This window comes from Pseudomonas sp. AC136, from assembly GCF_979258585.1.
Map to the genome: position 1 here is coordinate 2,284,277 of NZ_OZ409865.1, position 23,873 is coordinate 2,308,149.

The window sequence follows — 23,873 nt, forward strand, 5'->3', positions numbered from 1 at the left end:
GATTTAGCGACTCACAGCGATTGCCGAGGTGTTCATGATACGCGGAGTCAGGAAAACCAGCAGTTCGTTCTTGTTGTCCGAAACGATGTCGCGACGGAACAAACGACCGAGGTAAGGCAAGTCGCCCAGGAACGGCACTTTATCCACCGACTTGGTTTGGGTGTTGGAGAACACACCACCGATCACGATGGTTTCGCCATCACTCACGAGCACCTTGGCGTTAACTTCGTTTTTCTTAATCGGCGGGACACCGTTCAACGCGTTGGCGAAGTCAGGCTCATCCTTGGTGACTTTCACCTCGATGATGATGCGGTTGTCCGGCGTGATCTGCGGGGTTACTTCCAGCGACAACGATGCTTCTTTGAACGAGGTGCTGGTGGCGCCGCTGGAGCTAGCTTCCTGGTACGGGATCTCAGAGCCCTTGAGGATCTTCGCGGTTTCTTTGTCCGAGGTTACAACCTTGGGCTGGGAAACCACTTCACCGTTACCGGTTTTTTCCATGGCCGACAATTCCAAATCGAGGATCAGGTTGTCGCTCACGAAACCGATACCGATGCCGGCAGTGCGATTCACAACGCCCATGTCCACGAACGGCACGTTGCCGGACATGTCGTCGCCAGTGTCGCCACCTTCGTCGCCGAGATCGTCGTTACCGTAGACCACTCCTTTGCCATTGCCGAAGGTCTGGGTACCGCCCCAACGAACACCGAGGCTCTTGTCGTAGTTGACGTTGGCTTCAACGATGCGCGCTTCAATCATCACCTGACGAACCGGGATGTCGAGCTGAGTAATGATGCGGCGCAGCTCGTCGATACGTTCCTGGGTCAGGGTCACGATCAGGCTGTTAGTGCGGTCATCGAAAATTACCGAGCCACGCATATCGTCTTTCAGCGTGCCTTTTGCGCCTTCATCTTCGTAGATCTTGGCAATGTCCGAAGCCTTGGCGTAGTTCAGCTGAATGATGTCTTTGCGCAGCGGAGCCAGCTCAGCAACTTGCTTCTGGGACTCCAACTCTTGGCGCTCACGGGCAGCAATTTCGTCAGCCGGAGCGACCATCAGCACGTTGCCGATTTTGCGCTTGTCCAGGCCCTTGGTTTTCAGCACCAAGTCCAACGCCTGATCCCACGGTACGTTCTGCAGACGCAGAGTGATGTTGCCTTGAACCGTGTCGCTCGCGACCAGGTTGAGGTCGGTGAAGTCGGCGATCAGCTGAAGAACCGAGCGAACATCGATGTCCTGGAAGTTAAGCGACAGTTTCTCGCCGCTGTAGGCGAAGCGATCCTGCTTACGCTTTTCGGCATCTTGCTGGCTCAACGGCTTGACACTAATTGTCAGTTTGTTATCAGCCTGGTAAGCCAGGTAATCGTACATGCCGGTAGGCTCGACGGTGATGATTGCTTTATCACCCTCTTCAACCGCGCTCACGAACTGCACAGGCGTGGCGAAGTCTTTTACATCAAGACGAACGCGCAACGACTCGGGAAGATCAGTCTTGGCAAAGGCTAGGCGGATCTTGCCGCCTTGCTCTTGGATATCCGGGTTCACCGATGCATCGGACAATTGGATAACGACGTTACCTTCGCCCTGCTCACCGCGTTGGAAATCGATGTTGCCAATGCTTTTATTGACTGGTGCGAAGTTCTTCTTCGCTGGAGTAGACGAGAGGGGTGCAACAGGCGCCACGGCGCTTGCCACCGGAGCGTTGGACAACGCGCCTTCGCCTACCACCACGAACAGGTTATTGCCTTCAGCGCGGGTGCTGTAGGGAACCAATGTGGCGAGGTTAATAATCAGCCGCGTGCGGTCTTTAGCTTCCACAACGGTCACGCTGCGTGCGTTGCCAACACCCAGTTCGCGGTTCTTCGAACCCGTCTGGTTGGTTACGCCTGGAAGATCCAGGGCGATGCGCGCCGGCTGCTCGATGGTGTAACCACGAGGCGCAGCGACCGGCTCGTCAAATGCCAATTTGAGCTCAACGCGATCGCCCGGCAAAGCAGCGACGTCGAGCGTTTTCAAGTTAGCGGCCAACAAGGTTGGCGACATAACCGCGACCAAAACAGATATGCAGATGCGCGACAGCGAGCTTTTCATACTCAGGTTCCGTTGTACCGACCGGTAATTGTTTTTCATCTTCCACCCCACCCTTAAGAGCGCTCTTTGAGAGAGAGGCTTCGTGGCCGCTCTAGCCAGCCACCTTCACCATCAGGAACAATTTCGACTACGTCGATTTTGCCTTCGCTGATGGCAATGATGCGTCCATTGTTACGTCCCAAGTAGTCACCCACTCTCACACGGTGCACTCCACCCGCGCCGTTAACCAAGGCAAACATACCGGCCTCGTTTGAGAGTGTGCCCACCATCTGGAAGACTTCAATATTGAAGCCTTCCAAGAATTGTTTGATGCGCGTTTCGTCAGGCTTGATCTCTTTCGAGCCTTTCTGGCGATTGACCAGATCAATTTTGATCGGCGGCTGGAAAGGACTTCGCAGCGCAGCAGCACTGTAGGTAAAAGCTTCGTACGGCTGAAACTTGGGAAGCGGTTCAATCGAGCCTTTCGGACGAGTACGGACTTCGTCCATATACGTCTGCAGGTCGGCAAAATCGCCGCTCGAATCACAGCCAGCCAATGTAGCGAGTACCAAAGCACTAAGGATTAGTTTGGAGCGTCTCATTTTTTCGCCCCCGCCTTGGCTTTCGCTGAAGCCTTGTCATCGATGACATTCTTATCGTTGTAGCGATAGGTCTTAGCCAAGATGGTCATTCGCAACTTAGAGGTGCTATCAGCACTTACAGGCTTAATAGCAAAATCATGCAAGGTAACAATACGCGGAAGACTTGCCACGCCGCTGACGAATGTCGCCAGATCGTGATAAGCGCCTACAACCGAAATCTGAATCGGCAGTTCGATATAGAACTGCTGAGTGGACTCTGGAAGAAGCTTAATTTCTTCAAACTCCAAGCCGCTACCAAGACCGGTACGGGTTATATCTTCCAGAAGACCAGGCACTTCGGTATCACTTGGCAGTTGCCGCAAGAGCGCACCGAAAGAAACTTCCATTTCTTTCATCTGGTCTTTATAAGCTTCCAAATTGGCAGCCTGAAATGCTTTTGTGGAGAACTGTTGCTTAAGCGTCTCCTCTTGAGCGCGCTGCGCCTCAAGGTTCTCTTGGAGCTCTTTGAGGTGAAAGTTATAACCGAGCGCCAACACCACCACGAGCAGAATAAAACAGGCTATTGCTTTAACAGCTGCGGGCCAGGAACCCAAATTGTTAAAATCCAGATCTGCAAAGTCTACGTTCCGCAAACTTGCTAACGAATCAGAAATGCTCACTTCTTAGCCCCTTCTGCTTCGATGGAAGGCTGGGTCTGTTGGACCGTCAACTGGAATACGTTGGCCTGATCAATTTCACCTGCGGTAATCGCTTTAACTGCCGTCAGGTTCGGAGCGGTCAGCCACTCTGAAGCATCGAGGTTACGCATAAGGTTCGAGACGCGGTTGTTAGACTCGGCGGCGCCTTCAATAGCTATCGTACTGCCTTTCATATTCAATGAAGTGAAGTACACGCCATCAGGCAACGTCCTGGCCAACTGATCAAATACTCGCCCAATAATCGGCCGATTGCCCTGCAAGTCCTGGATGATCTTCATTCGCTCAAGCAGTTGCTGGCGACGAGTCTTCAATTCGCTGATTTCTTTAATTCGAGCGTCCAGTACCGCAATTTCTTTCTTGACGAACTCGTTACGCGCGTTCTGCTGGTCAATCGCGCCATTCAAGTATTGATCGCCGAGAAAAACAGCACCGCCGGCTACAATCAATACGCCTGCCAACGTCACCAGAAACCGCTGTTTGCGCTCCTCGCGCAGCTGTTCCCGCCACGGCAGTAAGTTAATACGCGCCATTAGTCGAAACTCCTCATCGCCAGACCACAGGCAATCATCAAAGCTGGCGCATCACTAGCTAGAGCGCCTGCGTTGACCTTGCCACTAAGCGCCATGTCGGCAAACGGGTTGGCAACCAATGTTTGCGTACCGATCTTCTGCTGAATCAAGCGATCCAGATCAGGGATTGAGGCGGTGCCACCTGCCAGCAGGATGTAATCGACATCGTTGTACTGGCCAGCAGCGAAGAAAAACTGCAGCGATCGAGAAACCTGTTGCACAACGGCCTCTTTGAACGGCTGCAATACTTCGCTGTCGTAGTCATCCGGAAGACCGCCCTGCTTCTTAGCAAGCCCAGCTTCTTCCACAGACAGGCCATAACGGCGCTGAATCTCTTCCGTCAACTGGCGACCACCGAACAACTGCTCGCGGGTGTAAATGGTCCGACCGTTATGCAAAACGCTCAGCGTCGTCATGGTGGCGCCGATATCGACAATTGCTACGGTCAACTCATCATGACCGCTACCCAACTGGGCAGACAGCAAGCCGTATGCACGCTCCAGCGCATACGCTTCAACGTCGACGACCTTGGCGGTCATGCCAGACAACGCTAGCGCGGCTTCGCGAACTTCCACGTTTTCTTTACGGCAGGCGGCTAGCAGCACGTCTACACGATCAGAATTGCGTGCCGAAGGTCCCTGCACTTCGAAGTCGATAGCTACTTCTTCAAGCGGATAAGGAATGTACTGGTCAGCTTCAATTTTGAGCTGGTTTTCCAAGTCATCGTCAGAAAGGCCGGCTTCCATCTCGATGGTTTTGGTAATGACCGCAGAACCGGCTACTGCGACGGCAACAGTCTTGACGCCGGTCTTGGCCTTGGCCAATACGCGCGACAGTGCCTGGCCTACGCCTTCCAGTTCAGCAATGTTTTTCTCGACCACTGCGTTTGGTGGGAGCGGCTCTACAGCATAAGCCTCTACTTTGTAGCGGCTTCCTGAGCGACTCAATTCGAGGAGCTTGACGGAGGTCGAACTGATATCGATCCCCAGCAGCGTATTCGCTTTCTTATTGAAGAGCCCTAGCACGACCGATTTCCTATTGGCATCCGCGACTTACGGACTATTTATGTTTTTTCACATTAAATAACAGTCTTGACATAAGCGCAAATGGCTACCTGGCAAAAAAAGCGCTTATAATGTGAACAGTTTTTCCCTTTCGACATCGCCCTACGCTTAACTCTTTCTTTTATCTGGAAATCCAAACATTTTGATGCGCCTGCTGAAGTTCTTCTGGTGGTCCTGCGTAGCCGTTTTTTGTGGACTGTTGCTCAGTCTGTCCGGCGCTTATCTGTACCTTAGCCCCGGTTTGCCATCCGTGGATTCGCTGCGCCGCATCCAGCTGCAGATCCCGCTGCGCGTCTACAGTAGTGACGCCAAGCTGATCGCCGAATTTGGCGAGATGCGCCGCACCCCCATCCGCTTCGCTGACATCCCTCCAAACTTCATCAAAGCGTTGCTTTCAGCCGAAGACGACAACTTTGCCAATCATTATGGCGTCGACCTCAGCAGCCTGATGCGCGCTGCCACGCAATTATTAAAAAGCGGCGGCCAAATCCAGTCAGGCGGTAGCACCATCACTATGCAGGTGGCGAAGAACTTCTTCCTCACCAACGAGCGCAGCTTCTCCCGCAAGATCAATGAAATCCTGTTGGCGTTACAGATTGAGCGTGAGCTGAGCAAAGATGAAATTCTCGAGCTCTACGTCAACAAGATCTACCTTGGCAACCGAGCTTACGGCATCGAAGCAGCAGCACAGGTTTACTACGGAAAACCCATGCACGATTTGAGCCTGGGACAGATGGCGATGATCGCCGGCTTGCCAAAAGCACCTTCTCGCTTCAACCCACTGGTCAATCCACAGCGCAGTAAAGAACGCCGCGACTGGATCCTGGGCCGCATGTTCAAACTTGGCAAGATCGATCAAGGCCAATACGAGACCGCCCTGGCGGAACCCATCGACGCCAGTTACCACGTGCCAACCCCGGAAGTTCAGGCTCCTTACATTGCCGAAATGGCGCGCGCGGAAATGGTCGGACGCTATGGCAGCGAAGCCTATACCGAAGGCTTTCACGTCACGACGACAGTTCCTAGCAACTTGCAGGAAGCAGCCAACGAAGCAGTTCGCAGCGGTTTGGTCAGTTACGACCAGCGTCACGGCTACCGAGGCCCGGAAACGCGCCTCCCCGGCATGACCCGTGAAGCGTGGCAAACCGAGCTAGCCAAGCAGAAAGTGCAGAATGGCATCGAGCCTGCAATCGTCACGCAAGTTGAAAAAAGCGGAATTCTGGTACTCACTCGCGGCGGCCAGGAAGAAACCGTCAGCTGGGAGAGCATGAAATGGGCGCGCCCCTTCCTGAATACCAACAGCCTCGGCCCACGCCCGCAAAAACCGGATGATGTTGTACAAGTTGGCGACCTGATTCGCGTGCTCCGCCAGGAAGACGGGAACCTCGGCTTCAGCCAGATCCCAGCGGCGCAAGGTGCTCTGGTTTCGCTTGATCCGAAGAATGGAGCCATCCGAGCACTGGTCGGCGGTTTCTCGTTTGAACAGAGCAATTACAACCGCGCCACTCAAGCCAAGCGCCAGCCCGGGTCAAGTTTCAAGCCCTTCATTTATAGCGCCGCGCTGGACAAGGGTTACACAGCCGCCACCTTGGTGAACGACGCCCCGATTGTGTTTGTAGACGAATACCTCGACCAGGTATGGCGGCCGAAAAACGACACCAATACGTTCCTCGGCCCCATTCGCTTGCGTGAAGCACTTTATAAGTCGCGCAATCTGGTATCGATTCGCCTGTTGCAGGCCATTGGCATCGAATACGCCCTCGACTACGTCAGCCGCTTCGGCTTCAACAAGCAGGAGTTGCCGCGCAACCTCTCTTTAGCGCTGGGCACCGCCAACCTCACGCCAGTGGAGATCGCCGGCGGCTGGAGCACGTTCGCCAATGGCGGTTACAAGGTTCAGCCATACCTGATTCAAAGCATTCACAGCCGCAATGGCGAAGCCCTTTTCGTGGCCAATCCGCCCAGCGCACCCGGCGAAAACGAAGACCAACCGGAAACAGTGGTCGACCCAGCAGCGGTTGCAGAGAACCTGCCAGTACAAGCCAGCAACGCCCCCGCCCCCGCTGTTGCCGAACGCATCGTCGACGCCCGCACCACTTACATCCTCACCAGCATGCTGCAGGACGTGATCAAGCGCGGCACCGGGCGCCGCGCACTGTCGATGGGTCGTAGCGACATCGCGGGCAAAACAGGCACGACCAACGAGTCGAAGGACAGCTGGTTCTCAGGTTTCAACGCCGACTACATGACCACCGTCTGGACCGGCTTCGATCAGCCAGAAAGCCTCGGCAGCCATGAATTCGGTGGCACCGTCGCGCTGCCAATCTGGATGAACTACATGAGCGCCGCCCTGAAAGACAAACCGGCTCATACCTTGCCGGAACCACCTGGCTTGCTCACTTTGCGCATCGATCCGGTAAGCGGCCGTGCTGCGGCGCCGGGCACGCCAAACGCCTACTTCGAAGTGTTCAAGAATGAAGATTCTCCGCCACCCATGAACGAGCTAGATCCCGGCACCAGCGCACCCGGCAGCCCATTGCCCGCCGATGACGCTGCGCCCATTGATCTGTTCTAACGCATCAAATGCAAGGCAGGTAGCTCGCCTTAATGCTGATGCACAGCCCAATAAAAAGCCCCGCACTTAGCGGGGCTTTTTATTGGGTCACTGCGGTTAGCCGTTGAACACGTCTTCAACCGAAGTCAGCGGGTAGTGCTTCGGATATGGCAGCGTTGCCACACCGCTTTCAATCGCAGCCTTGGCCACAGCATCAGCAACAACCGTGATCAAGCGCGCGTCCATCGGCTTTGGAATGATGTACTGGCGACCGAACGACAGCTCAACGCCACCGTACGCATCACATACTTCCTTGGGCACCGGCAGTTTGGCCAACTCGCGCAAGGCAACCGCGGCAGCGATTTTCATCTCTTCGTTAATGCGGGTCGCACGAACGTCGAGTGCGCCACGGAAAATGAACGGGAAGCCCAACACGTTGTTCACCTGGTTCGGGTAATCCGAACGACCGGTCGCCATGATCACGTCGTCACGGGTGGCGTGCGCCAGCTCCGGCGAGATCTCAGGGTCAGGATTGGAGCAGGCGAACACGATAGGGTCCGCCGCCATGCGCTTCAGGTTTTCGGCAGTCAGCAGATTGGCGCCCGACAGGCCCACGAACACATCTGCACCGTCCAACGCGTCCGACAGTGAGCGTTTCGGGGTTTCGTGAGCGAACACTGCTTTGTACTGGTTCAGGTCGTCGCGACCGGCGTGAATCACGCCTTTGCGGTCGACCATAAAGATGTTTTCGATCTTGGCGCCCATGCTGACCAGCAGCTTCATGCACGAGATGGCGGCAGCGCCAGCGCCCAGGCAAACGATCTTGGCATCGGACAGGGTTTTGCCAACAATTTCCAACGCATTGAGCATGCCGGCAGCCGTTACGATCGCGGTGCCGTGCTGGTCATCGTGGAAAACCGGAATGTCGCATTGCTCAATCAAAGCGCGTTCAATTTCAAAGCACTCAGGCGCTTTGATGTCTTCGAGGTTGATACCGCCGAAGGTGATGGAGATGCGCTTAACGGTGTCGATGAAGGCTTGCGGGCTTTCAGAATCGACTTCGATATCGAACACGTCGATGCCGGCGAAACGCTTGAACAACACACCCTTACCTTCCATTACTGGCTTGGAAGCCAGCGGGCCGAGGTCGCCCAGACCAAGGATGGCGGTGCCATCGGAAATCACTGCAACCAGGTTGCCTTTGCCGGTGTACTTGTAGGCCAGCTCCGGGTCACGGGCAATTTCCCGTACCGGCTCGGCCACGCCCGGGCTGTACGCCAAAGAAAGGTCACGTGCGGTAGAAGTGGGCTTGGTCAGCTCGACACTCAGCTTTCCCGGACGTGGATGGGCGTGGTACTCAAGAGCGGCAGTTTTCAGATCAGACATGGTGGCATTTCCGCATTTTTATGCTGTTAATCAGACAAGGCAGCGAGGATACGCAAGATGCCGAACCCGAACAAGACTGATCAGTCACGTCTGTCAAGCGCTCTAACGTACGACTTTAAGCCAATCCCCAGGACGGGGCTCGCCACTTGGGTATAGATGATTGAGTAGGCGCAGACGGGACTCGGCGTCACCGGGCAGCGTACTGCCCTGAGCTAGCTTGGTCATGGTTTGCGCGCTTGTGGCACGCACCAGTTGCAGCCGGAGAGGTTGCGCTAGCTTACGCTCGTCCGGCCTAAGAGGTCGAAAACTATTGATCACTTTTAGGAAATTTTCGTCTTCGGTTTGCAACGAGGCCGGCGCTTTAACGCTCGCAATAAAGACGTACGCCGAGTCGCCTTTGTAGATGACAGCCACACGCTTGGCCGGTCGCCCCGGAATAATTGCGGTGTGCCCCTGCAACCCGGCTTGCTGCAACTCGCGCTCCTCGGCGAGGCTTCCCGAAACTTTCGAACGGATGAACTGCTGGGGCGTTTGCCCCGGCTTGGTCTTCTCCAACACCACGGCAATAAACGCGTCCTGCTCGGGAGTGGTGGCAATTACCGCATCGGGGCGATTGATCAACTGCCAGCGCTGCGGCGCGCTGAACGTGAAATCCAGTTCTGCATGGTAGAACTGCTGGCCGCGACGAATGCCGGTTGATTCAGAATCGCCGTAGGGCAGCCCATCGAGGTGCTGCATGAAGACGTCGCGCCCCACCTCTTGCTGGCCGGACGCCAACGCGCGGGCCGGACCGACCACTTGTTGAAGGCGCTGGTCATTGCCGGGATGGGTATTAAACACGCCGTGGTAGCTCGACGTTGGCTCCGCTTTCCCGGCTTTTCTGGCCTCGTCGCGGGCGTAGTCGTCCTGGCTTTTCAACACCTCAACCACCTCGATCATCGCCTGCGGGTCATAGCCGGCGCGGGCAAGGTATTGCGCGCCGAGCCCGTCGGCCTGTAGCTCCATATCACGCCCGTAGCCGCGCACGAACGCTGAACCCAACGCGCTGGTGACATCTGCCGCCGCGCCCACGCCTGTGCCTATCGCCACCGCCTGGCCGAGAATGCCCCAGGCTTGCGACTGGCTTTGCTGCTGCACGCTGTGGCGCGCCGTGACATGACCAACCTCATGGCCGAGCACCGCCGCCAGTTCAGCCTCAGAACTCAGGTACGCCAGCAAGCCGCGATGGATGTAGATGTAGCCGCCGGGCAACGCGAACGCATTGATGTCTGGACTATCGATCACGGTGAAGTGGTACGTCAGGTTGCTGCGGTGGCTGTGCTTGGCCACGCGCTCACCCACTTGCTGAACGTAAGCCTGCAATTTCTCGTCGGGGTAACGCGGGTATTGCTTAGCAATTTCCTGGCTATAGCTTTGGCCGAGCTCAAGCTCTTGGCGCTCGCTCATCATCACGAAATTGCTCTCGCCGGTAGCCGGATTCTGCGCGCAGCCCTGCAGCAACATGAGCAGCGTCAGCAGGCCAAACAACCGCATTCTCATGGCAGAACCTCCAACATTCCCGGATGGGTCAGGGGCAACATCCAGCGCGCCTGGCCTGACTGCTGATTACCACGGCGCGCACGATCAATGACCCAGCCTCGCACTTCAACCCGTCGCCCTTGCAATGAGCGTAGCGTTTTTAGCTCGAACGTCGGGAGCGCCTTTTCGGCGACATGGACGACCAGCGGGCCATCCATTTGCAACCAGATTCCGCCTCGATTCTGCTCAACCTTGACGACCTTGCCGTGAATCAAGGCGAAGCCGCTGGCGCTGAGCTGCTCTGCGGTAAGCATCAGCGATTGCTGCCAAACCCCAAGTCGTGCGGAACGGGCCTGACGCTCTGCCGCTTGCTGGCACGCGAGTAACGCCACATTCGGCGCAATCGCAACCTGCAAGCCCAGCCCTTCCGCTAGCAGCTGCGCTTCGATGTTTTGCCCGCGGGCGTTGTAAACATGGGCGAGCGTGCGACCGTAACGGTCTTTCTCTTGCTGTCCGACCTGCACAGCCACGCGTCCAGAATTTTCCGAAACCAACGCCTGAAGCCGCCGCTTGGCCTGCTCGGCAAATGGCTCAGCGGGGCGGCGATTGTGGGCAACTTCCGGCGCATTAATGCCGATCAGACGCACGCTGCGTCCGTCGGCCAAACGCAGCGTGTCGCCATCGACCACTCTCTGCACCGCGACGATGGGCAATCCCTCAGGCGCCGAGCAAAACGCAGCAACGGGGGATAGATAAATCGCAGAAACGAAAAAGGCGCCCACAAGGGACGCCTTTTTCAACAACATCGAAAAGCCCATCAGGCCCTCCGAAGCAACAAGACCAATTAGGCCTTGGAGCCGAACACACCGAAACGCTGCTTGAAGCGATCAACACGGCCGCCAACATCCAGCACTTTCTGCTTGCCGGTGTAGAACGGGTGGCACTCGTTGCACACGTCCAGGCTCAGCGGCTTGGCCAGGGTGGAGCGAGTTTCGATCACGTTACCGCAGCTGCAGGTAGCGGTTACGGCTTCGTATACTGGATGGATATCAGCTTTCATGGTGTATTCCTCAGGTCTATCGCGCCGCCACCCAACACTATTGTCGAGTACCGCACGGAATTAGGCCGCGCATCTTATCAGAGTGCGGCGCTGACGCAAGACCGATCGTCAGCCATGTGCATGCTAAGATCGCGCCTCGTTTTTCAGGACATAACCGCGTGCCCGCCGTCATTTTGCGCCTCGCCCTGCCCTCTCCCCTGCGTCGCCTGTTCGACTATCTGCCGCCCAATGGCGTGTCAGGCAGCGACTTGCAGCCGGGCATGCGGCTGCGAGTGCCGTTTGGAAAACGGGAAATAATCGGCATCTTGGTCGAGCTCAGCGACCACAGCGATGTGCCGGCCGACAAGCTCAAGCCCGCCATCGCGCTCATCGATGCGCAGTCGCCCGTGCCGCCCGCGTTCTTCAAGCTGTGCCTGTGGACCGCTCAGTATTACCAGCACAGCCTTGGCGACACCTTTAGCTGGGCACTGCCCACATTGCTGCGCCAAGGCGAACCGGCCGAAGCGCGGCAGGAACGCTTTTGGCAGGTCGCCGAAGGAGCGTCCCAGGACGACCCGCGCCTCGCCCGCGCCCCGCGCCAGCGCGACGCCCTGAAAATCATCGCGCAGCATCCCCATGGTGTAGCGCATCGGTTGCTCAGTCAGCTGCAGCTCAACAAAGACAGCCTCGAACTGCTGCGCGAGAAAGGCCTTGTGACCGTTGAGGCTCGCCGCCATGCCGCCATCGAGCGCCACGGCAATTGGCTTGCCCAACCCGAACTGCCGCTCAATCCGGAACAGCGCGCCGCCACCGAGGCCATCCGCAGCGGTTTCGATACCTTTAATGCGTTTTTGCTGGCGGGCGTAACCGGCAGTGGCAAAACCGAAGTGTATTTGCAGCTGATCCGCGAAACGCTCGAGGCCGGCAAGCAGGCGCTGGTGCTGATTCCTGAAATCAACCTGGGCCCGCAGACACTGGCGCGCTTCGAGCGTCGCTTCAATGCGCGCATCGCCTTGCTGCACTCAGCCGTCAACGACCGCGAGCGCCTGGACGCCTGGCTCGCCGCGCGCGACGGTGAGGCGGACATCATTATCGGTACGCGCTCCGCGCTGTTCACGCCGATGAAAAACCCAGGCCTGATCATCATCGATGAAGAGCACGACGCCTCTTATAAGCAGCAGGAGGGCTTGCGTTACCACGCGCGCGACCTGGCGCTGGTGCGAGCCCGACAGGAAAACATTCCGATTGTGCTGGGCTCGGCTACGCCCTCCCTCGAAAGTTTGCAAAACGCCCACGCCGGCCGCTATGGCCTGCTGCGGCTGAACCAGCGCGCCGGCGGCGCTCAGCAACCGCGTTTCTTGCGCCTGGATATAAAAAGCCGGCCGCTCGATAGCGGCATCTCCGGCCCCATGCAGCAAGCCATCGGTCAAACCCTGGCGGCAGGCCAACAGGTGCTGGTGTTTCTCAACCGTCGCGGTTTTGCCCCTACGTTGTTGTGCCACGACTGTGGCTGGCTGTCGGAATGCCCCCGCTGCGATGCGCGCATGACGGTGCATCAGCGCTCGCGCGAACTGCGTTGCCACCACTGCGGCCACGTCGAGCGTCAGCACAGCAATTGCCCGAAGTGTGCACAAGTGGATCTGCGCCCGGTCGGCGCCGGTACCGAGCGCGCTGAAGATCGCCTCGCTACCTTGTTCCCCGATGTGCCGGTGCTGCGCGTCGACCGCGAAAGCACCTCGCGCAAAGACGCCATGCAGAACCTGTTTAACACCATTAATAAAGGCGAGCCGTGCATCCTCATCGGCACGCAGATGCTGGCCAAGGGGCACCACTTCCCGAGGGTCACGCTGGTTTCCATTCTGGATGCCGACGGCGGCCTGTTCTCCGCCGACTTCCGCGCCAGCGAGCGCATGGCGCAGTTGATTGTGCAGGTGGCTGGCCGCGCCGGCCGGGCGGAAGAGCCCGGCAAAGTGATTATCCAAACCCATCTCGCCGATCACCCACTGCTGGTGCAACTGACCGAGCAAGGTTATTTCGCCTTTGCCGAGCAAGCCCTGAGCGAGCGCCGCGCGGCGGGCCTGCCGCCGTTCTGTCATCTGGCATTGCTGCGCGCCGAAGCACACAAACCCGGCCAAGCCGAGGGTTTCCTGGACGAGGCCTGTGCCGAAGCAGAACACCTGTTGGGTGAGCTGAGCCTCACCGGCATTGAACTCCTCGGCCCGGTGCCGGCCCCCATGGAACGCCGCGCCGGCCGCTACCGTGCTCAATTGCTGGTGCAAGCCAACGCCCGTGCGCCGCTGCACAAGCTGCTCAACTACTGGCTGACAGCGCTGGAAAAAATGCCCAGCGGCCGAGCCGTTCGGTGGTCGCTGGACGTTGATCCGATCGATCTGTTTTAGCTAGACGTAAGCAAAAACCGACGGTTCGATGCGTTTTTCGTACACCCTGTCAGTCCCCATCGCAGGCCCACCGATGACCGGTGCGGTTGGCAATGCCGTCATCGCCACGGATAATGGCCCATTTTCCACCCGCTTCCCGGCGCCCTGGCGCCCCGATGGCCGCACGAGCAGACCATGAAAGACACCATTCGCCAGCTGATCCAGCAAGCCCTCACCCGCCTCGTCAGCGACGGCGTACTGCCCGAAGGCCTGACGCCAGTGATCCAGGTCGAGAACACCAAAGACAAAAGCCACGGCGATTTCGCCAGCAACATCGCCATGATGTTGGCGAAACCGGCTGCCATGAAGCCGCGCGACCTGGCTGAAAAAATCATCGCTGCCCTGCCCGCCGACCCGCAAATCCGCAAGGTCGAAATCGCCGGCCCCGGCTTCCTGAATTTCTACCAAGACACCCAGGCCCTCGCCGAACGCCTTGAGCTGGCCCTGGCCGATGCCAAACTTGCGGTGCGCAAAGGCAGTCCTGCCCAGCGCGTGGTGATCGACTTGTCATCGCCCAACCTGGCGAAAGAAATGCACGTCGGTCACCTACGCTCCACCATCATTGGCGACGGCGTGTCGCGGGTGCTGGAGTTCCTTGGCGATACAGTCATTCGCCAAAACCATGTGGGCGATTGGGGCACCCAGTTCGGCATGCTGCTGGCCTACCTGCAGGAAAATCCGGCGACCAGCGAAACAGAATTGTCAGACCTCGAGGGATTTTATCGCGCGGCCAAGCAGCGCTTCGATGAATCCCCAGAATTCGCTGACCGCGCCCGTGAGCTCGTGGTACAGCTGCAAGCCGGTGAACCGGAGTGCATGCGCCTGTGGCACAGCTTTAACGCCATCTCCCTGGCTCATTGCCAGAAAGCCTACGACCGCCTCAACGTGAAACTCACCCCCGCCGACGTAAAAGGCGAGAGCGCCTATAACGACGACCTGGCCAACGTAGTAGCCGACTTGAAAAGCGCCGGCCTGCTGGTCGAAAGCAACGGCGCACAATGCGTGTTCCTTGATGAGTTCAAAAACGCCGAAGGCAACCCGCTGCCGGTGATCGTGCAAAAGGCTGGCGGTGGTTACCTCTATGCCACCACAGACCTGGCCGCCATGCGCTACCGCAGCCAGGTGTTGAAGGCTGATCGCGTGCTGTATTTCGTCGACCAGCGCCAGGCGCTGCATTTCCAGCAGGTATTCGAAGTGGCGCGCCGCGCCGGCTTCGTGCATCCCGGCATGCAACTTGAGCACATGGGTTTTGGCACCATGAACGGCGCCGATGGCAAACCGTTCAAAACCCGCGATGGCGGCACCGTCAAGCTGATCGACCTGCTCGACGAAGCGCAGGAGCGGGCCTATACGCTGGTTAAAGAAAAGAACCCGGACGTTAGCGAAGACGAATTGCGCACCATTGCCCGTGTAGTGGGCATCGGCTCGGTGAAATATGCCGACCTGAGCAAACACCGCACCAGCGACTACAGCTTCAACTTCGAACAGATGCTCAGCTTTGAAGGCAACACCGCGCCGTATTTGCTCTACGCCTACACCCGCGTGGCGAGCATTTTCCGCAAGCTGGGCAAGGGTTACGACGAAGTGGAAGGCCAGATCCGTCTGGACGCCGCACAAGAGCAAGACCTTGCCGCCAAGCTCGCGCAGTTCGGTGAAGTGTTGAGCAACGTGGCCGAGAAAGGTACGCCGCATACCTTGTGCACCTACCTCTACGAGCTCGCCGGCCTGTTCTCCAGTTTCTATGAACACTGCCCAATTCTTGCTGCCGAAGACCCGGCTACCCAACAAAGCCGCCTGCGCCTGGCGGCCCTGACGGGTCGCACCCTCAAGCAGGGTCTGGAATTGCTGGGCCTGGAAACTCTGGAGCGTATGTAAGTTGGCGGCTAAGAAAAAACCTGCACCCAAGCGCGGCGCAAGCCGCTATCAAGCGCCTGCAAAACGTCCCGTTCCGGGCTGGATCTGGCTGGCGTGCGGCTTGGCCATCGGCGCATTCATTGTGCTGTTGATGAAGCTTGAACCGGGGCGCAAAGAAATCCAGCGCGACAAGCCCGACGACAAAAACACCAAAACCACCGTGGTGCCGAAAACGCCGGCGAACCCCAATACGCCGACGCCCAGCGGTCCGGTCAAGCCCAAGTACGACTTCTATACCTTGCTGCCCGAGTCGGAAGTCATCGTGCCGCCGGAAGCCGTGCCGGAAAAAACGCCGCCACCTGCCACGCCGGCCGAGCTGGCCAAAGCCGACGCCGCGCGCGCGGAAGCGGCACTCAAGGGCGAAACCCCGCCGCCATTGCCCACGGCAGTTAAAGCGGCAGTGACCCAATATTTCTTGCAGGCCGGCTCATTCCGCAAGCAAGACGACGCCGACAAAGTGCGCGCGCAGATCATTCTGCTGGGGCAGGACGTTCAGGTGGAGTCGGGCATGGTGCGCGAAGAAACCTGGTACCGCGTGCTGGTGGGTCCGTTTAGCAACCGTGAGCAACTCACGGCCGCGCAGAAGAAGCTGGCCGGCAGCGGCTTCAGCAACTTGCTGCTGCAACAGCGACAAGGACGTTAAGCCACCACGCGCCGCAAAGTTGCCCCAATGCCCTTGGGCAGCTTCCTACATAGGCGCCATACCCCCGAGCGGCATAGTCGATGCCGCTCGGGCCAAGCGTGAAAAAGCTACGCCAACGCCCTATCCGCCCGAGCGTCCTCTCCTATGAAAAGGTCGCTTCGTATGCATAAGTCATCCCTTCCTTCGCCTTTACGTCATCTGCCACTTCTAGCTGCGATGAGTCTGGCCGGGCTTACGGCTCAGCAGGTATCGGCCCACGGTTATGTGGAACAACCTAAATCGCGTGCCGTTCTGTGCACCGCCTCGGCCGGCAACCTGAACAGCAACTGCGGCAACGTGGCATACGAACCTCAAAGCCTGGAGTACGGCCCCTCGGTCAACCATCACTTCAACGGCGCTTACTGTGCCGGCGACTTCACTCAGTGCGGCCCGGCCAACGAAACCATCGCCGCTGCTGGCATGGCGGCGTTCGGTCAGTTGAACGAGCAATCCGCCACGCGCTGGGCAAAGAACCCGATCAAGCCCGGCCCGAACACCTTCAAATGGCACTACACCGCTGGCCACGCCACGTCGTACTACCAGTTCTACATCACCAAGAAAGACTGGAATCCCAACCAACCGCTGACGCGCGACTCTTTCGAACTGACGCCGCTGCTGCATGAAGATGCCTACGGTGCGCGCCCCGCAAACGGCGACAGCAGCGACCATACGGTGAATATTCCGAACGACCACAGTGGCTACCACGTCATCTTGGCCACGTGGAAAATTGCCGACACCGCCGCCACGTTCTACCAAGTCATCGACGTCAACATCAGCGGCACCGGCGCCAGCGCTCCAGGTACAGCCACACCGCCTGTTACCGTACCGGCCGCTGCCTGGAGAAATATCGGCACCGTGCAGCCGCAAGCCCTGCAAGTGGGCGACACGGTAAAAACCCGCGTGTTCACTGCCCAAGGCGAACAAGCCGACCGCCAAACCTTGCTGACCATCGAAACGGTCGATCAGGCCCAAGCCAACATCTGGCCGTTCCTGCTGGCGCAAAAGGTGGCAAAAGCCAACGCCGGTTACTTGATGGGCGAGCTCAACACGCGCAACGAAGTGGTGCCTAACTACGGGCAAAACAGCGTGTACAGCAAGGCCGACAGCGATGTCGTGCGGGTCGAAATCCAGAAAATTCAAGGCGCACCCATCACCGCGGGTAGCCTCGAGCTAAACGGCCTGCAAGACACCTACCGGGTGGAAGGCGGTAAAGCACAGCTGCATTTCAACGCTCTCACCCAAGGCGGCGCGTACACCGTCAGCGCCACTATCTTCAACGCCGCTGGCGAAAGCGTGGCGTATCAACAGAGCGCTGCGGGCGTAACCTCGCCACACCTGATGTTCACCTTGGATAACCCGGCGGGCGGCACCTACGACCTGGTGGTGGTGGCGAAGCCGGAACAAGGCGAGCCGCTGCAAAAAACCCACCGTTTCACTATCGACGCGCCAAGCGCCAGCGCCCATGACTACGTGTTCCCCACAGGCCTGAAGAGCTACAAAGCCGGCACGAAAGTGTTGGCCCGCGACGGCAACACTTACGTCTGCAAGCCGTTCCCCTACAGCGGCTACTGCGTGCAGTGGAGCACCAGCGCAACCCAATACGAGCCGGGCACCGGTTCGCACTGGCAGATGGCCTGGACCCGCGAATAAGCTGAGAAGCCACTAGCGTTCGGTTGAAACAGCGAGGCGCTTGCCTCGCTGTTTCTTAAGCGTCGCCACCCTGACACACACTGACGTAAACGTTGATCCCACCCCATTGCCCGGCAGCGGTTGAAATGCCCGGCACCCTCCCCCATATGAGTTTCCACTAGGGCACTTTCGCCCCCAGCGTGGAGACTTTCCCCTTGACCACCATCGTTTCAGTTCGTCGCCACGGCAAAGTCGTCATGGGCGGCGACGGCCAGGTTTCTCTCGGCAACACCGTGATGAAAGGCAATGCGAAAAAAGTCCGTCGCCTGTACCACGGCCAGGTAATTGCCGGTTTCGCCGGCGCAACCGCCGACGCCTTCACCCTGTTCGAGCGCTTCGAAGGGCAACTGGAAAAACACCAGGGTCACCTGGTTCGTGCGGCCGTCGAGTTGGCCAAAGAATGGCGCACCGACCGCTCCCTCAGCCGGTTGGAAGCCATGCTCGCTGTGGCGAATAAAGACGCCTCGTTGATCATCACCGGCAACGGTGACGTCGTTGAGCCCGAAGACGGCCTGATTGCCATGGGCTCCGGCGGGCCTTACGCCCAGGCCGCTGCCCGCGCGCTGCTGATGCACAGTGAACTCAGTGCCCGCGAAGTGGCCGAAACTGCATTGGGTATCGCCGGCGATATCTGCGTGTTCACCAATCACAATCTGACTATCGAGGAGCTGGACCTCGCTGTCTGAGGCCCGACCATTCCATGCCCATGACGCCCCGCGAAATTGTTCACGAACTGAGCCGTCACATCATCGGCCAGGACGAAGCCAAGCGTGCCGTAGCCATCGCGCTGCGCAACCGCTGGCGCCGCATGCAGCTGCCTGCCGAATTGCGTGCTGAAGTGACGCCGAAGAACATTCTGATGATCGGCCCGACCGGCGTCGGTAAAACCGAAATCGCCCGCCGCCTGGCCAAGTTGGCCAACGCGCCCTTCCTGAAAGTGGAAGCGACCAAATTCACCGAGGTCGGCTACGTCGGTCGCGATGTGGAATCGATCATCCGTGACCTCGCAGACGCCGCGATCAAAATGCTGCGCGAACAGGAGATGGTCAAAGTCCGTCACCGCGCGGAAGACGCCGCCGAGGAACGCATCCTCGACGCCCTGTTGCCGCCGGCCCGCGTTGGTTTCAATGAAGACCAGACGCCAAGTCACGACTCCAACACCCGCCAGCTGTTCCGCAAGCGTCTGCGCGAAGGGCAGCTGGACGACAAAGACATCGAGATCGAAGTGGCCGACGCGCCAGGTGGCGTGGAGATCATGGCCCCGCCCGGCATGGAAGAAATGACCAACCAGCTGCAAAGCCTGTTCTCCAATATGGGCAAGGGCAAAAAGAAAGCCCGCAAGCTCAAGGTGAAAGAGGCACTCAAGTTGGTGCGCGACGAAGAAGCGGCGCGCCTGGTCAACGAAGAGGAATTAAAAGCTCAGGCGCTGGAAGCCGTCGAACAGCACGGCATCGTGTTTATCGATGAAATCGACAAAGTGGCCAAGCGCGGCAATGTCGGCGGTGCCGATGTGTCCCGCGAAGGTGTGCAGCGCGACTTGCTGCCGCTGATCGAAGGCTGCACGGTAAACACCAAGCTGGGCATGGTCAAAACCGACCACATCCTGTTCATCGCCTCGGGCGCTTTCCACCTGAGTAAGCCAAGCGATTTGGTGCCCGAGCTGCAAGGCCGCTTGCCGATTCGCGTTGAGTTGAAGGCCCTGACGCCGAATGACTTCGAGCGCATTCTCACCGAGCCGCACGCCTCGCTCACCGAGCAATACCGCGAGCTGTTGCTGACCGAAGGCCTGACCATCAACTTCGCCCCGGACGGTATCAAACGTCTGGCCGAAATTGCCTGGCAGGTTAACGAGAAGACCGAGAATATTGGCGCGCGCCGTTTGCACACATTGCTTGAGCGGTTGCTGGAAGAGGTGTCGTTCAGCGCCGGTGACCTGGCCAGCAGCCAGGACGGCAACGCCATCAGCATCGACGCCGAGTACGTCAACAGCCACCTGGGCGAGTTGGCGCAAGACGAAGATCTGTCGCGCTATATTCTCTAACGCGGTCTTCTTTTCGTAGGAGCCAGCTTGCTGGCGAACCCTGGAAAACCTCGTTTCCAGGGTTCGCCAGCAAGCTGGCTCCTACGATTCAACATCCTGTTTTCCAAGCGAGCAGCACCATGCGTATTCCCACCGCCATCGAGCTGCACAAAGCCTCAAAAACCCTCACGCTGAAATACGGCGAGCACGAAACCTACACCCTGCCCGCTGAATTTCTGCGGGTGCATTCGCCCTCGGCGGAAGTGCAGGGCCATGGCAAACCGATTCTGCAGGTTGGCAAATTAGGCGTCGGCTTAAGCCGTATCGAACCGGCTGGGCAGTACGCACTAAAGTTGTGCTTCGACGACGGGCATGACAGCGGATTGTTCACCTGGGACTACCTGGAGCAACTGGCGCAACGTCAGGAAGAACTCTGGGCTGATTATCTTCAAGAGCTCGCGCGCGCTGGAAAGTCGCGTGACCCGGCGGTGTCCGTGGTCAAGCTGATGCTCTAATCCGACCCTTCCGACAGGTTAGGGCGAACTTTCTAAACCCCCTCGGCATACTCCCCTACGCGCTTGGCCAAGTGACTGGCCTGCTTGCGCAAACGCTGAAACTCGGGTAACCAATTACCTGGCAGGTTCCGTGCATTTGACTGTGTCAGATGCAATGAATGAAGCGGAGCTAGCTCCGCCCCCGGTAACCCGAGCAGTACTAGGCGCTAACGCCCTGTGTCCGTGCACAGCAGCATGCCGGTATCAGCCTCAGGACAATGGAGCGTCGTTGATGAGCAACAAAAATAATGAAGACCTGCAACGCCAGGCCTCGGACAACACCCTAGGGCTCAATCCTGTCATTGGCCTGCGCGGCAAAGACATTCTCGCTTCTGCCCGCATGATCCTTGCACAGGCTTACAAACAACCGCTGCACAGTGCCAAGCACATCGCCCACCTGGGCATCGAATTGAAAAACGTCCTGCTCGGCAGCTCCGAACTGGACGCCGACGCCGGCGACAAACGTTTCGCCGATCCCGCCTGGAGTCAAAACCCTCTGTACAAGCGCTACCTGCAAAGCTACCTGGCCTGGCGCAAAGAACTGCACAGCTGGGTCGAGCACAGCAACTTGTCAGAGACCGACATCAGCCGGGGCCACTTCGTGATCAATCTGCTCACCGAAGCCATGGCGCCCAGCAACAGCATGGCCAACCCGGCCGCGCTCAAACGCTTCTTCGAAACCGGCGGCAAGAGTTTGCTAGACGGCCTCGGCCACCTGGCCAAAGACTTGGTCAACAACGGCGGCATGCCGAGCCAGGTCAACATGGACGCCTTCGAGGTCGGCAAAAACCTGGCCCTCAGCGAAGGCTCAGTGGTGTTTCGCAACAACCTGCTGGAGCTGATCCAGTACAAGCCCACCACCGAGCAAGTGCACGAACGTCCGCTGCTGGTGGTGCCGCCGCAAATCAACAAGTTCTACGTATTCGACCTGTCGCAGGAAAAAAGCCTGGCGCGTTTCTGCCTGCGCAATGGCGTGCAGACGTTTATCGTCAGTTGGCGCAACCCGACCAAGGCACAGCGTGAATGGGGCCTGTCGACGTACATCGAAGCGCTGAAAGAAGCCATTGAAGTGATCCTTTCGATCACCGGTGCCAAAGACGTCAACATGCTTGGCGCCTGCTCCGGCGGCATCACCACCGCCGCCCTGCTCGGCCACTACCAGGCCATTGGCGAGAAGAAGGTGAATGCCCTGACCCTGCTGGTCAGCGTGCTCGATACCAAACTCGACACCCAGGTGGCGCTGTTCGTTAACGAGCAGACCCTGGAAGCCGCCAAGCGTCGTTCGTATCAGGCCGGCGTGCTGGAAGGCAGCGACATGGCCAAGGTGTTCGCCTGGATGCGCCCCAACGACCTGATCTGGAATTACTGGGTCAACAACTACCTGCTCGGCAATGAACCGCCGGTGTTCGACATTCTGTATTGGAACAACGACACCACGCGCTTGCCGGCCGCCTTCCACGGCGACCTGATCGAACTGTTCAAAACCAACCCGCTGACCCGCGCCGACGCGCTGGAAGTGTGCGGCACGCCCATCGACCTGAAGAAAGTCACCGCCGATATCTTCAGCCTGGCGGGCACCAACGACCACATCACGCCGTGGGAAGCCTGCTACCGCTCGGCGCGCCTGTTTGGCGGCAAGATCGAATTTGTGCTGTCCAACAGCGGCCATATCCAAAGCATTCTCAACCCGCCGGGCAACCCGAAAGCGCGCTTCTCCACCAGCGAAGGCGACCTGCCGGACTGTCCCAAAGCCTGGCAAGAAGACGCCACCAAGCACACCGATTCCTGGTGGCTGCACTGGCAGAAATGGCTGGCCGATCGCTCGGGCAAATTGAAAAAGGCACCTGTGGTGCTGGGCAACAAACAGTACACGCCAGGCGAAGCATCGCCCGGCACGTATGTTCACGAGCGCTAAGGGCGAGCACTGTTTGCAATACGCGCGGCCGATGCTCGAACGGCTGAGCGGTTTTACCAACCGATTGACTGCATACACTGCCCGCGGCACCCGGATGTGCCGCCCACTGCTGACGTGCTACGCGCCTGCAGTGGACACGAAGCCAGCACGGATGCCGGTTTCGTTATTCTGGATAGGCGCGCGGGACGGCGCCGCCAGAGCTTCGTAGGGTCACCCATAGGGCTAGCGCATGCCGTTACCATTTGTTTTCCGCACCATCGATCTCGATGGGCAAACCATTCGCACGGCGGTCCGACCGGGTAAGCCGCACCTGACGCCGTTGCTGATCTTCAATGGCATCGGCGCCAACCTCGAATTGGTGTTTCCCTTCGTTGCCGCTCTGGACCCCGACCTCGAAGTCATCGCCTTCGACGTACCGGGCGTAGGCGGTTCGTCGACGCCCAATCGGCCTTACCGCTTTCCTGGCTTGGCCAAACTGGCGGCGCGCATGCTCGACTATTTGGACATCGGCCAGGTCAACGCCATCGGCGTGTCGTGGGGCGGCGCGCTGGCCCAGCAGTTTGCCCATGACTACCCGGAGCGCTGTAAAAAGCTGGTGCTCGCGGCCACCTCAGCGGGCGCCTTGATGGTGCCGGGCAAACCAAAAGTGCTGTGGCGCATGGCCAGTCCTCGGCGCTACGTGCAGCCGTCTTACGGCGTGCAGATCGCCCCGGATATTTACGGCGGTGCCTTCCGCCGCGACCCCAACCTGGCGATGGCCCACGCCAGCAAAGTGCGCTCCTCCGGCAAGCTCGGTTACTACTGGCAGTTGTTCGCCGGCATGGGTTGGACCAGCGTGCACTGGCTGCACAAAATCACCCAACCGACCCTGGTGCTAGCGGGCGATGACGACCCGTTGATCCCCCTGATCAACATGCGTCTGCTAGCCTGGAGAATTCCGAATTCGGAACTGCATGTGATCGACGACGGCCACCTCTTCCTCATTACCCGGGCAGAAGCGGTCGCGCCGATCATCATGAAATTCTTACAAGAGGAACGCCAACGTGCGGTGATGCACCCACAGCCGACACCTTCGCCGGCTCGCGATCACTGACCCATAACAACAAGCAGCCCAGCGGTGCGCACTGAATCAGTTCGAGCAGTGCGCGCCTGACCCAATAG

General features: G+C 58.6%; 19 protein-coding genes. 10 read left to right on the top strand and 9 right to left on the bottom strand.

Translation table 11 applies throughout. From position 1 onward, the window contains the following. Window positions 1-3 precede the first annotated feature (3 nt). The 5 genes from pilQ to ACZZZU_RS10370 are packed head-to-tail and all read right to left on the bottom strand — an operon-like array spanning window position 4 to window position 4,964. Window positions 4-2,091, bottom strand: coding sequence for a type IV pilus secretin PilQ (pilQ, locus tag ACZZZU_RS10350; protein ID WP_463550522.1), 2,088 nt, complete (start codon window positions 2,089-2,091; stop codon window positions 4-6). A gap of 53 nt (window positions 2,092-2,144) precedes the next feature. Further along, window positions 2,145-2,672: a type 4a pilus biogenesis lipoprotein PilP gene (gene pilP / locus ACZZZU_RS10355; RefSeq protein ID WP_122494503.1), complete on the bottom strand. Its 528-nt coding sequence runs from the start codon at window positions 2,670-2,672 to the stop codon at window positions 2,145-2,147. Further along, window positions 2,669-3,331 (bottom strand): type 4a pilus biogenesis protein PilO, encoded by a 663-nt coding sequence (gene pilO, locus ACZZZU_RS10360; protein ID WP_463550523.1) that lies wholly within the window; start codon window positions 3,329-3,331, stop codon window positions 2,669-2,671. The genes pilP and pilO overlap by 4 nt, the downstream gene beginning before the upstream one ends. Beyond that, window positions 3,328-3,900, bottom strand: a complete 573-nt coding sequence (locus tag ACZZZU_RS10365) for a PilN domain-containing protein (protein ID WP_463550524.1) — start codon at window positions 3,898-3,900, stop codon at window positions 3,328-3,330. Before ACZZZU_RS10365 ends, pilO begins: the two co-directional genes overlap by 4 nt. After that, a complete protein-coding gene (locus ACZZZU_RS10370; RefSeq protein WP_122494509.1) occupies window positions 3,900-4,964 on the bottom strand; it encodes a pilus assembly protein PilM in 1,065 nt (354 codons plus the stop codon). Before ACZZZU_RS10370 ends, ACZZZU_RS10365 begins: the two co-directional genes overlap by 1 nt. 184 nt (window positions 4,965-5,148) lie before the next feature. On the opposite strand from ACZZZU_RS10370, the gene ACZZZU_RS10375 reads away from it, so the two are divergent. After that, a complete protein-coding gene (locus ACZZZU_RS10375) occupies window positions 5,149-7,578 on the top strand; it encodes a penicillin-binding protein 1A (RefSeq protein ID WP_463550525.1) in 2,430 nt (809 codons plus the stop codon). Between the two features lie 96 nt (window positions 7,579-7,674). On the opposite strand, the gene ACZZZU_RS10380 is transcribed toward ACZZZU_RS10375, so the two are convergent. The 4 genes from ACZZZU_RS10380 to rpmE form a co-directional block, all read right to left on the bottom strand. Beyond that, on the bottom strand, window positions 7,675-8,943 hold the full coding sequence (locus ACZZZU_RS10380; protein ID WP_122494513.1) for a malic enzyme-like NAD(P)-binding protein: 1,269 nt from the start codon (window positions 8,941-8,943) through the stop codon (window positions 7,675-7,677). Window positions 8,944-9,045: 102 nt separating this feature from the next. Further along, a complete protein-coding gene (locus ACZZZU_RS10385) occupies window positions 9,046-10,476 on the bottom strand; it encodes a M48 family metalloprotease (protein ID WP_463552128.1) in 1,431 nt (476 codons plus the stop codon). A 2-nt stretch (window positions 10,477-10,478) separates the two neighbouring features. Then, window positions 10,479-11,279: a thermonuclease family protein gene (locus ACZZZU_RS10390; RefSeq protein ID WP_463550526.1), complete on the bottom strand. Its 801-nt coding sequence runs from the start codon at window positions 11,277-11,279 to the stop codon at window positions 10,479-10,481. A gap of 26 nt (window positions 11,280-11,305) precedes the next feature. Continuing rightward, a complete protein-coding gene (rpmE, locus tag ACZZZU_RS10395) occupies window positions 11,306-11,521 on the bottom strand; it encodes a 50S ribosomal protein L31 (protein ID WP_122452315.1) in 216 nt (71 codons plus the stop codon). Between the two features lie 158 nt (window positions 11,522-11,679). Here rpmE and ACZZZU_RS10400 point away from each other — a divergent pair, with 158 nt between their 5' ends. The 9 genes from ACZZZU_RS10400 to phaZ all read left to right on the top strand — a co-directional run bounded on the left by ACZZZU_RS10400 (window position 11,680) and on the right by phaZ (window position 23,805). After that, window positions 11,680-13,899: a primosomal protein N' gene (locus ACZZZU_RS10400; protein ID WP_463550527.1), complete on the top strand. Its 2,220-nt coding sequence runs from the start codon at window positions 11,680-11,682 to the stop codon at window positions 13,897-13,899. Between the two features lie 174 nt (window positions 13,900-14,073). Then, window positions 14,074-15,813 (top strand): arginine--tRNA ligase, encoded by a 1,740-nt coding sequence (argS, locus tag ACZZZU_RS10405; RefSeq protein WP_463550528.1) that lies wholly within the window; start codon window positions 14,074-14,076, stop codon window positions 15,811-15,813. A gap of 1 nt (window position 15,814) precedes the next feature. Then, window positions 15,815-16,495 (top strand): SPOR domain-containing protein, encoded by a 681-nt coding sequence (locus ACZZZU_RS10410; RefSeq protein WP_122494523.1) that lies wholly within the window; start codon window positions 15,815-15,817, stop codon window positions 16,493-16,495. A 162-nt stretch (window positions 16,496-16,657) separates the two neighbouring features. Beyond that, a complete protein-coding gene (gbpA, locus tag ACZZZU_RS10415) occupies window positions 16,658-18,184 on the top strand; it encodes an N-acetylglucosamine-binding protein GbpA (protein WP_463550529.1) in 1,527 nt (508 codons plus the stop codon). A 194-nt stretch (window positions 18,185-18,378) separates the two neighbouring features. Further along, the gene (gene hslV, locus ACZZZU_RS10420; RefSeq protein ID WP_122494527.1) at window positions 18,379-18,909 is read left to right on the top strand and encodes an ATP-dependent protease subunit HslV; all 531 of its coding nucleotides are present in this window, start codon (window positions 18,379-18,381) and stop codon (window positions 18,907-18,909) included. Window positions 18,910-18,923: 14 nt separating this feature from the next. Further along, complete coding sequence (hslU, locus tag ACZZZU_RS10425) at window positions 18,924-20,264, top strand: ATP-dependent protease ATPase subunit HslU (protein ID WP_463550530.1); 1,341 nt, start codon at window positions 18,924-18,926, stop codon at window positions 20,262-20,264. A 119-nt stretch (window positions 20,265-20,383) separates the two neighbouring features. Continuing rightward, window positions 20,384-20,758, top strand: a complete 375-nt coding sequence (locus ACZZZU_RS10430) for a gamma-butyrobetaine hydroxylase family protein (protein ID WP_463550531.1) — start codon at window positions 20,384-20,386, stop codon at window positions 20,756-20,758. Between the two features lie 271 nt (window positions 20,759-21,029). Next, the gene (gene phaC / locus ACZZZU_RS10435) at window positions 21,030-22,712 is read left to right on the top strand and encodes a class II poly(R)-hydroxyalkanoic acid synthase (RefSeq protein WP_122494533.1); all 1,683 of its coding nucleotides are present in this window, start codon (window positions 21,030-21,032) and stop codon (window positions 22,710-22,712) included. Window positions 22,713-22,941: 229 nt separating this feature from the next. Beyond that, window positions 22,942-23,805, top strand: a complete 864-nt coding sequence (gene phaZ / locus ACZZZU_RS10440) for a poly(3-hydroxyalkanoate) depolymerase (RefSeq protein WP_463550532.1) — start codon at window positions 22,942-22,944, stop codon at window positions 23,803-23,805. The last annotated feature ends 68 nt before the right edge of the window (window positions 23,806-23,873 follow it).